Annotated in this window: 13 protein-coding genes; all 13 read right to left on the reverse strand. The window is 60.7% G+C overall.

Annotation, left to right across the window (positions count from 1 at the left end):
• Positions 1 to 7: 7 nt before the first annotated feature.
• Positions 8 to 2,041: a flagellar hook-associated protein FlgK gene (gene flgK / locus OIU19_RS11365; protein WP_264235072.1), complete on the reverse strand. Its 2,034-nt coding sequence runs from the start codon at positions 2,039 to 2,041 to the stop codon at positions 8 to 10.
• 12 nt (positions 2,042 to 2,053) lie between these two features.
• Positions 2,054 to 3,250 carry a flagellar assembly peptidoglycan hydrolase FlgJ gene (flgJ, locus tag OIU19_RS11370; RefSeq protein ID WP_264235073.1) on the reverse strand — a complete coding sequence of 399 codons (1,197 nt, stop codon included), beginning with the start codon at positions 3,248 to 3,250 and terminating at the stop codon, positions 2,054 to 2,056.
• 9 nt (positions 3,251 to 3,259) lie between these two features.
• Positions 3,260 to 4,369 carry a flagellar basal body P-ring protein FlgI gene (locus tag OIU19_RS11375; RefSeq protein ID WP_186555949.1) on the reverse strand — a complete coding sequence of 370 codons (1,110 nt, stop codon included), beginning with the start codon at positions 4,367 to 4,369 and terminating at the stop codon, positions 3,260 to 3,262.
• Positions 4,370 to 4,381: 12 nt separating this feature from the next.
• Positions 4,382 to 5,077, reverse strand: a complete 696-nt coding sequence (gene flgH, locus OIU19_RS11380; protein ID WP_186555948.1) for a flagellar basal body L-ring protein FlgH — start codon at positions 5,075 to 5,077, stop codon at positions 4,382 to 4,384.
• Positions 5,078 to 5,124: 47 nt separating this feature from the next.
• Positions 5,125 to 5,910 (reverse strand): flagellar basal-body rod protein FlgG, encoded by a 786-nt coding sequence (gene flgG, locus OIU19_RS11385; RefSeq protein ID WP_186555947.1) that lies wholly within the window; start codon positions 5,908 to 5,910, stop codon positions 5,125 to 5,127.
• Between the two features lie 48 nt (positions 5,911 to 5,958).
• Positions 5,959 to 6,699: a flagellar basal body rod protein FlgF gene (locus OIU19_RS11390; protein ID WP_186555946.1), complete on the reverse strand. Its 741-nt coding sequence runs from the start codon at positions 6,697 to 6,699 to the stop codon at positions 5,959 to 5,961.
• Between the two features lie 181 nt (positions 6,700 to 6,880).
• Complete coding sequence (locus tag OIU19_RS11395) at positions 6,881 to 7,066, reverse strand: hypothetical protein (RefSeq protein WP_264235074.1); 186 nt, start codon at positions 7,064 to 7,066, stop codon at positions 6,881 to 6,883.
• Positions 7,067 to 7,123: 57 nt separating this feature from the next.
• Positions 7,124 to 8,491 (reverse strand): flagellar hook protein FlgE, encoded by a 1,368-nt coding sequence (gene flgE / locus OIU19_RS11400; RefSeq protein WP_264235075.1) that lies wholly within the window; start codon positions 8,489 to 8,491, stop codon positions 7,124 to 7,126.
• Between the two features lie 31 nt (positions 8,492 to 8,522).
• Positions 8,523 to 9,233, reverse strand: a complete 711-nt coding sequence (gene flgD, locus OIU19_RS11405; protein ID WP_186555943.1) for a flagellar hook assembly protein FlgD — start codon at positions 9,231 to 9,233, stop codon at positions 8,523 to 8,525.
• Positions 9,234 to 9,248: 15 nt separating this feature from the next.
• A complete protein-coding gene (gene flgC / locus OIU19_RS11410; RefSeq protein WP_186555942.1) occupies positions 9,249 to 9,692 on the reverse strand; it encodes a flagellar basal body rod protein FlgC in 444 nt (147 codons plus the stop codon).
• A gap of 2 nt (positions 9,693 to 9,694) precedes the next feature.
• On the reverse strand, positions 9,695 to 10,102 hold the full coding sequence (flgB, locus tag OIU19_RS11415) for a flagellar basal body rod protein FlgB (RefSeq protein WP_264235076.1): 408 nt from the start codon (positions 10,100 to 10,102) through the stop codon (positions 9,695 to 9,697).
• Positions 10,103 to 10,406: 304 nt separating this feature from the next.
• Positions 10,407 to 11,234, reverse strand: coding sequence for a protein-glutamate O-methyltransferase CheR (gene cheR, locus OIU19_RS11420; RefSeq protein ID WP_186555939.1), 828 nt, complete (start codon positions 11,232 to 11,234; stop codon positions 10,407 to 10,409).
• A gap of 50 nt (positions 11,235 to 11,284) precedes the next feature.
• The gene (locus OIU19_RS11425) at positions 11,285 to 12,214 is read right to left on the reverse strand and encodes a chemotaxis protein CheV (protein ID WP_264235077.1); all 930 of its coding nucleotides are present in this window, start codon (positions 12,212 to 12,214) and stop codon (positions 11,285 to 11,287) included.
• Between the last annotated feature and the right edge of the window lie 45 nt (positions 12,215 to 12,259).

Genomic DNA, 12,259 nt, shown 5'->3' on the forward strand with positions numbered 1-12,259 from the left:
CGGCTCCTTAAAGGCTGTTGATCAAGGTGGCGAAGGTTTCCTGGGCCGCCTTGATGATCTGCGACGACGCGGTGTAGTACTGCTGGAACTTGATCAGGTTGCCGGTTTCTTCGTCGATCGAGACGCCCGACAACGAGTTACGGCTGTCCAACGCAGAGGTGTGCAGGGCATTGGTAGCATCGCTGTCCATTTTCGCCTGGCCGGTCTTGCCGCCGACGTTGGAGACCAGCTTGGCGTAGGCGTCGGTGAAGCTGATGCCCTTGCCATTGGCGCCGACGTCGACGGTCGACTTGGTCTGCAGGTCGATCACCGACTGGGCATTACGGTTATCCGCCGAGCCCGCACCGGTCAGCGCCACGGTGTAGCTGTCACCGTTCTTCGGTGCGCCGTTGACGTTCATCTCGAAGGTGAAGTTTTCCCCGGTCGGATTGCCGCTGGCATCGACCATCGGCACCGATAACTGAAGCTTGTTGTCCTGCCCAGGGATGATCGTGCCGCTGCCGATCGGGTCGCCCTTGGCGTTGAACAGGGTGTAGGTCTGCGGTGAGCTCGCATCGTCGCCGAACACCAGTTTGACCGGGGTGGAATTCTTCAGACCGTTCTGCATGGCGCTGAGCTGGGCCGAATCGTAGATGTCCAGTTCAGTGGTCAGGGTCGGCTGGGTGATCACCCCGGTACCTTTGTTGCCCGAGCCACTGGTGGCGGTCAACGGCGAGGCCAAGGCCAGGCGCTTGGGATCGGTCAGCACCGATTCGATGCTCGCTGCAGCATTGCGGGTCGGGGTGATCTTGAAGCTGTCACCGGCCGCCAAGCCGCCGCCATTGAGCGACAGGGTGAAGCCGTCGATCACCGGTGGCGGCGTGGTGGTGAGGTCGAAGCTGCCCATCTCGGTGTTGTCCGGCAGGCGGCGCACGGTGTATTCGGTGGCGCTGGTGAAGGTCACCTGGTAGTCGTTGGTGGTCAGCTTGCCGGTGTCCTTGATGGTCACATCGAGGTTGCCGGAGCCTGTACTGTTGCCCAGCTTGGGCACGCTGCGTTCGCTGATGGCCTTGAGGCTGTTGATGTCGCCGAACAGGCTGGCGCCAAAGTTGCCGTTCTTGTCGATGCCCTGGGCCAGCTGGCTGTTGATCGCATCGGCGACGACCAGGGCCACTCGGCCGAGCTCGTTGAGCGCAGGGTCGAGGGTTTCCTTGCGGTAGCGAATCAGCCCGCCCAGCTCACCACCGGTGGTGCTGTTGGTGATGTCCATCTTGGTCGAGCCGCGATTGAGGATCAGGCTCATGCGGGTCGGATCGGTCGCGCTTGGCTCAACGCCAATGGTCTGGGTGGTACTGCCCAGCACCAGTGCCTGACCGTTCTTCAGGTAGATGTCGTAGTTGCCGTTTTTCTGCTCGACGACATCGGCGCCGATCAGTGCGGTCAACTCACGCACTGCGCCGTCACGCTGGTCGAGCAAGTCATTGGGCTGGCCGGTAATGGCGCCGACCTTGGAGATCTGCTCGTTGAGATCGGCAATGGTCTTGGTCAGGTTGTTCACCTGAGTGGCGAGCGAGGCCATGTTGCTGTTGAGGTTGCTGTTCTGCTGGTTGAGCTTCGACGACAGGGTGTTGAAGCGCTTGGCCAGGGTCTGGGCACTGGTCAGCAGCAACTGGCGCGAAGCATCCTCGGTCGGCTTGGCCGAGGCATCCTGCATGGCGCTGAAGAAGCTCTGCAGGGCGGCGGTAATGCCGGTGTCGGCGCTCGACAGGGCGGTATCGAGCGGCGTGATCTGGTTCAGGTAGGAAGTGGCGTCGCTGGACAGCGAAGTGGTGGTGCGCAGCTGGTTTTCCAGGTAGGCGTTGTACACCCGGCGCACGTCGGCCAGGGTTGTCCCGGTACCGATGAAGACCTGGCCGGTCTGCTGGCCGCCCTTGGTCTTCTGCACGTTCTGCTGGCGCGAGTAGCTCTCGACATCGGCGTTGGCGATGTTGTTACCCAGGGTATACATCCCGGACTGGGCAGCTCCCAGCCCGGACATGCCAATATTGATCAAACTCGCCATGGATCCCTACCCTTAAAGTTGCGTTGTGGTACCGAGCATTGCGTAGCTCTCGTACGACTTCATCTGTCTTGCGATCTGCGAGATCTTGCTGGCGTAGTTCGGGTCGGTGGCGTACCCGGCCTTTTGCAGCTCTCGCACGAACTGTTCTGGGTTATCGGCTGACTTCACCGCATCTTGATAGCGCGAATTGTTCTGCAGCAGGCTGACCAGGTCGTGGAAGCTGTCCTGGTAGGAGTCGTAGGAACGGAACGCTGCGGTCTCCTTGACGAACTGGCCGTCACGGAACTCGCTGGTGATCGCCCGCGCCTCACCGCCCTGCCAACTACCGGTCGCCTTGATGCCAAACAGGTTGTGGCTGCTGCTGCCATCGGTGTTGCGCATGACCGACTTGCCCCAACCCGTTTCCAGCGCCGCCTGGGCCACCAGGTAGCGCGGATCGATACCGATTCGCTTGGCGGCCTGCTCGGCCATCGGCAGCATGGTGGCGACGAACTCGTCGCTGTTGCCAAAGGCTTTCTTCGGCGCCAGCGGTGGCTGGGCCATGGCCCGCCCGAGGATGCGCGTGCCGCCATCGGCAGCAGCGAAGGCTTGCGCCGGCTCCCAGTCGCCCTTGACCACACCATTGACCAATTGCCCATCGCGCGCAGGAATCGCCGCCGTATTGGTTGCAACCGCAGGATTGCCCGCCGACGGCACGATGCCCGCCAGCAACCGATCGGTCAGCTTGCCCGGCAACGACAGGCGCCGCGAATTGAGCGCCGCCACATCGTTGCGCGTGGCGCTGCCGGCATTGGCATGCACAGGCTCGGCCACCCTGTTACCCCACAGGGCCGGGCCAGCGCCCTCGCCACGAGGGAACGGGCTGGTACTGGCTACTGGGCTCTTCTGCTTGGACAGCTGGCGCACCAGCACGTCCTGCAAACCAATACCGCCACCTTCGCGGGACATGCTCACGGCCAGCTGCTGGTCGTACATGTCGCGGTACTGCTTGACCGTCTCGGTGTTCATCGGGTTGTCTTCGGCCAGCACATCGGTGGCCTTGCGCGAGGCTTTGAGCATCTCGCTGATGAACAGCGACTCGAACTCCTGAGCCACCTTGCGCACGTTGGCCTCGCTGTCGCGATCTCCGTGCTTGAGTGACGTCAGGCGATTGAGGTCGGTGTAGGCACCGCTGTCGGCTGGGCTGGAAACCAGGCTCTTGGAGTTCATGCTCGGTCCTCAGATCACGATCAGGTCAGCTTGCAACGCGCCAGCCTGCTTGAGCGCTTCAAGGATCGCCATCAAGTCGCTGGGTGCCGCGCCGACCTGGTTCACCGCGCGGACGATTTCATCCAGCGTGGTGCCCGGGCCGAACTTGAACATCGGCTTGGCTTCTTGCTCGGCATTGACCCGCGAACGCGGTACCACGGCAGTCTGGCCGTTGGAGAACGGCCCTGGCTGGCTGACGATCGGATCTTCGGTAATGGTTACAGTCAGGCTGCCGTGGGTGACCGCCGCAGGCGAAACCTTGACGTTCTGACCGATAACGATGGTGCCGGTGCGCGAGTTGATGATGACCTTGGCCACAGCCTGGCCCGGATCGATCTCAAGGTTCTCCAGGATCGACAGGTAATCGACCCGCTGGCTTGGATCCATCGGCGCAGTCACGCGCACCGAACCACCATCGACCGCCTGGGCGACGCCTGGGCCGAGCAAATCATTGACCTTGTCGACGATGCGCTTGGCGGTGGTGAAGTCAGGGCGATTGAGGTTCAAGGTCAGGCTATTGCCCTGGTTGAAACCGCTCGGCACTGCACGCTCGACACTGGCGCCACCCGGAATCCGACCGGCCGACGGTACGTTGACGGTAATCTTCGAGCCGTCGCGGCCTTCGGCGTCGAAGCCGCCGACCACCAGGTTGCCCTGGGCGATGGCGTAGACGTTGCCGTCGATACCCTTGAGTGGGGTCATCAACAGGCTGCCACCGCGCAAGCTCTTGGAGTTACCAATCGAGGAGACGGTGATATCCACCACCTGGCCCGGCTTGGCAAAGGCTGGCAGGTCGGCATGCACCGACACCGCGGCGACGTTCTTGAGCTGCACGTTACCGGAGCCCGCCGGCACCTTGATGCCGAACTGCGAGAGCATGTTGTTGAACGTCTGCAGGGTGAACGGGGTTTGCGTGGTCTGGTCACCGGTGCCATTCAAGCCCACCACCAGGCCATAGCCAATCAGCTGGTTGGTACGTACGCCGGAAATGCTGGCGATGTCCTTCAGGCGCTCGGCATGAGCGCCGAACGCTGCGGATAAAAGAACGGTTGCGGCAATCAGCTGCCTGAAGTTGAACATGGGCATCCGCACTCAGAAAGGCCAAAGCGGGCTGATGAAGAAGCGATCCAACCATCCGGGCTGGCTGGCGTCGGCAAACGAACCCGTCCCCGAGTAGGTGATGCGCGCATCGGCGACACGGGTCGAGGGCACGGTGTTGTCAGTGGCGATGTCATCGGCGCGCACCAAACCTGCGATACGCACCAGCTCGTCACCGGTATTGAGCGTCATCCACTTCTCACCGCGCACCGCCACGATACCGTTGGGCAGCACTTCAGCCACGGTCACAGTGATGGAGCCGGTCAGGGTATTGCCCTGGGCTGCCTTGCTGTCACCCTTGGTCGCACGGCTGCCGCTGTACCCGGCTTCGAGCGACAGGTCGCCGCTGCCGAACGGATTGTTGGTGTTGGGCACCGCGCCGAACAACGAGGTCAACCCCAGGTTGGCGGTGCTGTCCTTGTCGATCTGCGAGTTGGCACTCTTGCTCGCCGAGGTGCGCTCGTTGAGGGTGATGGTGATGATGTCACCGACCCGGAACGCCTTACGGTCGCTGTACAGGTTCTGCTCGAAACCGGCCTGGTAGATCGAACCGTTGTTGGCCGACGCCGGCAACGGGGTGCGCGGCAATACCGGCGCGTAGTACGGGTCGTTGGGCTTGGGCGTCGGCGCGACGCAACCGGCCAACAACACCGCCCCCCCCAGGGCGAATACGGACAACAGACGATTCATGACGCTTACCTCACGGTGGAACAGACGCTGCGACAGCGACCTTAGGGTTAGAGCTGCTGGGTAACGAACGACAGCATCTGGTCAGCGGTGGAAATGACCTTGGAGTTCATCTCGTAAGCACGCTGGGTGGTGATCATGTTGACCAGCTCTTCCACGGTGCTGACGTTGGAGTTCTCCAGGGTCTGCTGCAGGGTGGTGCCGAAGCCGTTCAGGCCTGGGGTACCGACCTGCGGCGCGCCACTGGCGGCGGTCTCCAGGAACAGGTTGTTACCAATCGCCTGCAAGCCGGCCGGGTTGATGAAGTCGGCGGTCTGCAGGTTGCCGATGATCTGCGCGGCCGGGTTGCCGGCGGTGGTGATCGAGACGGTGCCGTCCTGGCCGACGGTGAAGGTCTGGGCATCGTTGGGCACGACAATCGCAGGCTCCAGGGCGAAGCCATCGGCGTTGACGATCTGGCCGTCGGAGTTCAGGTGGAAGGTACCGTCACGGGTGTACGAAACAGTGCCGTCCGGCTGCAGGATCTGGAAGAAGCCGCGACCGTTGACGGCCATGTCCAGCGGGTTCTCGGTGGTTTGCAGGCTACCGGTCTGGAAATTCTTCTGGGTGCCGACGATGCGCACACCGGTACCGACCTGCAGACCCGACGGCAGCTCGCTGTCCTGGGTCGACTGGGCACCTGGCTGGCGCTTGGTCTGGTACAGCAGGTCCTGGAACTCGGCGCGATCACGCTTGAAGCCGGTGGTCGAGACGTTGGCCAGGTTGTTGGAGATGACCGTGAGGTTGGTGTCCTGTGCGGACAGGCCGGTTTTAGCGACCCAAAGAGCCGGAAGCATTTAGTGTTCTCCTCGTGCGCCTGTTTTACGGCACCCGTTCAAATGTGGTTAGCCGATTTGCAAAACACGCGCCATGGCTTCATCGCCTTCCTTGGCCGTGTTCATCATCTTGACGTGCAGCTCGAACTGACGGGACAGCGCCAGCACCGAGGTCATTTCCTCGACGGCGTTGACGTTGCTCGACTCCAGGAAGCCCGACACAACCTTGACGTTGTTGTCGACATCGGCTGGCTGGCCGTTGGTGGTGTGGATCATGCCGTCCAGACCCTTGGTCAGGCCCTTGGTGTCCGGGTTGACCAGTTTGATCCGGTCGACCTCGGCCATCACCCGCGGGTCTTCACCCATGGCACGGACGCTGATGGTGCCGTCTTCGCCGACCTCAACCTTCTGCTCCGGCGGAATGGCGATCGGGCCACCGTTGCCGATCACCGGCATGCCGTTGCCGGCACGCAGCACGCCAAGGGCGTCGATGTTCAGGCTGCCTGTGCGCACATAAGCTTCGCTGCCATCTGGCGCCTGGACCGCGATAAAACCGTCACCGCTGACAGCGACATCCAACTCACGGCCGGTTTCGACCATGGCACCGGCACTGAAATCAGTGGCTGGACGTTCGCTCATGGCAAAGGCGCGCGCCGGAAAGCTGTCACCGAACACGGGCATCGAACGTGCCTGTTCCAGGTCACGCTGGAAGCCGTTGGTGGAAATGTTCGCCAGGTTGTTGGCATGGGCCTTCTGCGCCAGCGCGTTCTGGCTGGCGCCGGTCATGGCCACGTAAAGCATCTTGTCCACAGTCATCCTCCGCTGCACTGGCGATTGCTTGCCGCTCGCCGTTGCTGTGCAAGCAATAAAGCAAGTTCCGAACCAACTTTTCAAAAGCATGAAAAAGCCCGTGAATACGGGCCTTTGCGGTACATCAGGGAAAGGTCGACGCCGGATATCCGGCGCCTGCTTGCCGATGCCGGCAAACCGATTACATTTCGCGGCAACCGCCGTTGTTGAACGGGCCGGCAAATTTCTTCCACCCCTCCCCTGGCGACCACTGGGAGCAGACCAAACGACCATCGACCTGGCTTTCCCAGCGCCACCAGGGCGCGGTGGCCGCCTGGGCCTGGAGCAGGAAGAAGGCGGCGGCGCAGGTAATGATCAGTTTTTTCATGGGCTATTCCGTAGGCTTGAGTGTCTGGGGTCGCAGCGACCCCAAACACGCCGATCATCAGGTCATCTGAATGATGGTCTGCATGATGGTGCTTTCGGTAGAGATGGTCTTGGCGTTGGCCTGGTAGTTGCTCTGCGCCTTGATCAGCTCGACCAGCTCTTGGGTCAGGTTGACGTTGGAGGCTTCCAGCGAGTTGGACTCAACGCTACCCAGGGTGCCGGTCTTCGGCGCATCGATGCCCGGGATACCCGAGGAGAAGGTCTCGGTCCAGCGCGTACCACCTACCTGCTGCAGACCCTGCTCGTTGGCGAAGCTGGCAATCGCTACCTGGCCAATGGCGCGGGATTGCTGGTTGCTGAAGCTTGCGAACATCACGCCCGTAGAGTCGATGCTCAAGCTCGACAGGATACCGGTGGCATAACCATCCTGGGATTGCGACATACGCGCAGTCTCGGTGTTGTAGGAGGTGGTGCTGTTCATCGACAGACGCATGCCTGCGGCATTGCCTTCAGCGCCATTGGCCGCCCAATTACCCGAGGCATCTTTGGCCGCTGGCACCCAGCCGGTCATGGTGAAGACATTGTTGGTAACGCTGAACGAGGCGCCAGCGGGGTGACCGGTGTTATCTGCGGTCATGGAGCTTACCGAACCGTCGCTGTTGAAGCTGATGGTGCCAGTCAGTGGGGTCTCACTGCTTGGGTCGAACGGGTTGCGACCATCGACCAGGGTGTACATGGTCCACTCGTTGGTACCGGTCTTACGATAGAACTGCTCCATCGTGTGCTCGTTACCCTGGCTGTCGTAGACCTTGGTCGGGAACGATTTGGTATAGGTGGTTTCGTCCGACGGGTCGAAGACCTTGTTAGGCACCAGCACAGGCGGCGTGGAATTACTGCCGTCATCGACCATCAGCGGAATGGAATCAGCCGAGGAGTTGAGGTTGATGCCTTGGTCGATCAGGGTCGTGGACTTCGGCGCCAGCGCCGAGGTGTCGATCTTCAGGTCAGTCAACACGCCCTTCTGGATCTTGCCGCTGGAGTCGGCGGCATAGCCTTGCAGGCGCAAGCCGTCCGAGGTGACCACGAAGTTGTCCTTGTTGGTCTGGAACGCGCCGGCACGGGTATACACCCGCGAGCCGTTGTCAGAAAGAACGAAGAAGCCCTGACCCTGGATACCCATGTCCAACACGTTGCCGGTGTTGTTGATGTCGCCCTGGGAGAACTGCTGGGACACCGCGGCCAGACGCACGCCGTTACCGATCTGGTTCTTGCCCACGCCCAGGCGGTTGGCGCCAGCGTAGACATCGGCGAACTCGGCGCGCGAGGATTTGAAGCCGGTGGTGTTGACGTTGGCAATGTTGTTGCCGGTAACGTCCAGTTGCTTGTTGGCCGCGTACAGACCGCTAAGACCGATATTGAAAGACATATAGCTACTCCTTTTGCCGTTCTAGTCGGCCTTAAATCCCGATGGTTTGGACGTCGGACAGGGAAACTTTCCCCACCCCTGCGAGGTTGAGCACCATCTCGCCATTGGCACTGAAGCTGACGCTGGTGACCTTGGCCGGCAGCAGGGTGTTCATCTGCACCGACTGGCCTTCCACGGTGGTGGAGGCAGTGAAGGTATAGGTACCCGGATCGACCTTCTCGCCCTTGTCGTTGGTGCCATCCCAGATGAAGTCGGCATAACCGGCTTTCTGCTCGCCCAACTCGATGGTCTTGACGGTGTTGCCGTCCTTGTCCTTGATGGTGATTTTCGCTTCGCTGATTGCCTGCGGCACAACGAACTGGGCATTGAAGCTCTCAGCCGTGTCGACCACCGCCTTGTCGTTCTGCACGATCACCGAGCGACCAACCAGCGAAGAGGCCTGCAGGGCCTGGGACGAGCCCAGCGAGTTGGTGATGGTATTGACCGACTCGTTCAACGAAGTGATGCCTTCCAGGCTGCTGAATTGCGCCAGCTGGGCAACGAACTCGCCGTTTTCCTGTGGGTCCAGCGGGTTCTGGTGCTGCATCTGGGTAACCAGCAGCTGCAGGAACGCATCCTTGCCCAAGCTATCGGTACCGGTCTTGGACGCCGTATCGGTCGTGGTCTTTTTAGTGCCGGTGCTGACGCCCGATGCCGAGATCACATCGTTGAGGTTCACACCATTTGAAGTATCGATTGCCATGGTCCGGATTCCTTATCACTGACCCAGGGTCAGTACTTTCTGCATCATGGTCTTGGCAGTGTTCATCAGCTCGGCGTTGGTCTGGAACGAACGGTTGGCGGAGATCATGTCAGCCATCTCTTCAACCACGTTGACGTTCGGGTAGTAGACGTAGCCATCCTTGTTCGCCGCCGGATGATTCGGCTCGTAGCGCGCCTCAAGGTTGCTCTGATCTTCCACGATGCCCATGACCTGCACACCCTGACCGGCTTCACCCTGATCCTGGAACAGCGACTGGCCAACGCCACCCTGGGCCTGCTGGAAGGTGGTGGCGAACACGGGGTGACGCGCACGGTAGGTCTGGTCGATGCTCGAGGACACGGTCTCGGCGTTGGCGATGTTCGACGCCACGGTGTTGAGGCGGGTGTTCTGCGCACTCATGCCGCTACCGGCGATATTGAAAACGTTGGCAAGGGACATGGTCACTCTCCGCGCAGGGCCGATACCAGCCCTTTGAATTTACTGTTGAGCAAGGTGAAGCTGGCCTGGAAACCGATCGCGTTTTCGGCATAGTTGGCCTGCTCGATCTGGGCATCCACGGTGTTCTGGTCGATCGACGGCTGCATCGGCGTGCGGTACTGCAGGGTGTCGTCGGCCATGGCCAGGCCTTCGGCCTCGATATGCCGGGTGTTGGTCCGGTCCAGGGCAATACGCCCCTTCTGCTGCTTGTCGGCCTCGGCAGCCAACACCGAGGAGAAATCCAAGTCGCGCGCCTTGAAGTTGGGCGTGTCGGCGTTGGTAATGTTGTTGGCCAGCACTTCAGCGCGCTGGGCGCGGAAGCTCAGAGCCTTTTCGTGAATGCCAAGCGCCTTGTCGAAACTGATGCTCATGTCTGGAAACCTTCGACGGTTGACCGGAGTGTCGTTGGCCAAGCTATAGCAAGGCCTGTGCCAACCTTAAAAAAGCCCGAAAAGCCTGGGCTTGGGCCAACTCGGCCAACGCTGTCATGCCAGAAAAGCGGCAAAGTGCTTCCGCTCACGCAGCGGCAAGCGGCAATCGATCAGCGGCAAAAGCGGCAAAGCAAAAAATTGACGCCAGGCAAACCTATCAATTAGCCATCAATCCCAGTGCGAGCAACGCAAAAAAGAAAAAAGGCCGGTGTCTCGCGACACTGGCCTTTTTTACATGGGCCAATCACTTGGCCTGATAGATGATCCCCGGACTGCACTGAACCATCTGGTAGTGATCCGGCAAGCCGTTGAGCGCCTCCGAAGCGCCCAGGAACAAATACCCGCCAGGCTTGAGCGTGCTGTGAATACGCAGCAGGATGTCCTTCTTGACCTGGGCCGAGAAGTAGATCAGCACGTTGCGGCAGAACACCACGTCGAACTTGCCCAGGCTCGCGTAACTATCGAGCAGGTTGAACGAGCGGAATTCGACGCGGCTGCGGATTGGCGCCTTGACCGCCCAACGCCCCGGCCCTTTCGGGTCGAAATAACGCTGCAGACGCTCTTGCGAGAGGCCACGGGCAATCGCCAGGCTGTCGTACTCTCCGCTTTTGCAGTTGGTCAGCATCGCCCCGGAAAGGTCGGTGGCGACAATCTGCGCGCCCATTTTCAACTGGCCCAGGTTGCTGCGCTCGAACTCGTCGATGGCCATCGACAGCGAGTACGGCTCCTGCCCGGAGGAGCAAGCCGCCGACCAGATACGCAGACGCTGCCCAGGGTTACCCTTGAGGAACTCAGGGATGACTTTGTTCTTGAGCACTTCGAATGGATAGGTATCGCGAAACCACAGGGTTTCGTTGGTGGTCATGGCGTCGACCACCTGCTCACGCAGGCCGCTTCGCGGTTGGCTCTGAATGCGCTGCACCAGCTCACCCAGAGACTTGATGCCCTGCTGCTCCATCAGCTTGTTGAGACGGCTGGAGACCAGGTACTGCTTATTCTCGCCCAGCAGGATGCCACAGGCTTTCTCCAGGAAGACCCGGAACTGTTCGAAATCCAAATTACCCGTAGACAATGCTGCCGCCTCTTTTCAATCGCTGGGGCCGGGGACGTGCCCCGGCCGTTTCAATGCGTCGCCTTGATCCGGTCGACCACCCGTTGGGCAAGGTCGTCCGGCTTGAACTTGGCCAGGAAGTCGTCGGCGCCGACTTTCTTGACCATGGCCTGGTTGAACACCCCAGACAGGGAAGTATGCAGGACGATGTGCAATTTTTGCATGCGCGGATCGCTGCGAATCTCTGCGGTGAGGGTGTAGCCATCCATTTCTGGCATTTCAATGTCCGAGATCATCATCAGGAACTCATCTTCCGGACGCTTACCCTCATCGACCAGCTTGCGCAGGTAATCCAGCGCCTGACGCCCATCATTAAGCGCCACCACCTCGACCCCGACGGTTTGCAGGCAACGACTGACCTGCTTGCGCGCCACCGACGAATCGTCGACCGTCAGCACTCGCAGCAGTACCGCCTTGTCCTGCACCTCGGCATCAACCACACCGGCAGACACCGACTCCGACGACGGCGCCACTTCGGCCAGCACTTTCTCGACGTCGATGATTTCCACCATGCGGTTGTCGACCCGGGTAACCGCGGTCAGGTAATGGTCGCGGCCGGTACCCTTGGGTGGCGGATGAATCTCTTCCCAGTTCATGTTGACGATGCGCTCGACCGAATGCACCAGAAAGCCCTGGGTCTTGGTGTTGTACTCGGTGATGATCACGAAGCTGTTGCGGGTTTCCTCCTTCAGGCCCGGCAAGCCGGTGGCCATCGACAGGTCGAGAATTGGGATGGTCGCTCCGCGTATGTTGGCAACGCCGCGTACCACCGGATGAGACCTGGGCAACACGGTCAGTTCCGGGCACTGCAGCACCTCCCGGACCTTGAACACGTTGATGCCATAAAGCTGATCGCCATTGAGGCGGAACAGCAAGAGTTCCAGGCGATTCTGCCCAACCAGCTGCGTGCGCTGGTTGACCGAATCCATAACACCAGCCATGCCAGACTCCTTTACATTCTTTGCCTGCCTATAAAGTCGGCACGG

Source organism: Pseudomonas sp. BT-42-2, assembly GCF_025847435.2.
GTDB lineage: Bacteria > Pseudomonadota > Gammaproteobacteria > Pseudomonadales > Pseudomonadaceae > Aquipseudomonas > Aquipseudomonas urmiensis.

Bases quoted from the DNA above. Each gene is read 5' to 3' on its own strand.
- flgK (WP_264235072.1), bottom strand. From the start codon at position 2,041: ATGGCGAGTTTGATCAATATTGGCATGTCCGGGCTGGGAGCTGCCCAG.
- flgJ (WP_264235073.1), bottom strand. From the start codon at position 3,250: ATGAACTCCAAGAGCCTGGTTTCCAGCCCAGCCGACAGCGGTGCCTAC.
- OIU19_RS11375 (WP_186555949.1), bottom strand. From the start codon at position 4,369: ATGTTCAACTTCAGGCAGCTGATTGCCGCAACCGTTCTTTTATCCGCA.
- flgH (WP_186555948.1), bottom strand. From the start codon at position 5,077: ATGAATCGTCTGTTGTCCGTATTCGCCCTGGGGGGGGCGGTGTTGTTG.
- flgG (WP_186555947.1), bottom strand. From the start codon at position 5,910: ATGCTTCCGGCTCTTTGGGTCGCTAAAACCGGCCTGTCCGCACAGGAC.
- OIU19_RS11395 (WP_264235074.1), bottom strand. From the start codon at position 7,066: ATGAAAAAACTGATCATTACCTGCGCCGCCGCCTTCTTCCTGCTCCAG.
- flgE (WP_264235075.1), bottom strand. From the start codon at position 8,491: ATGTCTTTCAATATCGGTCTTAGCGGTCTGTACGCGGCCAACAAGCAA.
- flgD (WP_186555943.1), bottom strand. From the start codon at position 9,233: ATGGCAATCGATACTTCAAATGGTGTGAACCTCAACGATGTGATCTCG.
- flgC (WP_186555942.1), bottom strand. From the start codon at position 9,692: ATGTCCCTTGCCAACGTTTTCAATATCGCCGGTAGCGGCATGAGTGCG.
- flgB (WP_264235076.1), bottom strand. From the start codon at position 10,102: ATGAGCATCAGTTTCGACAAGGCGCTTGGCATTCACGAAAAGGCTCTG.
- OIU19_RS11425 (WP_264235077.1), bottom strand. From the start codon at position 12,214: ATGGCTGGTGTTATGGATTCGGTCAACCAGCGCACGCAGCTGGTTGGG.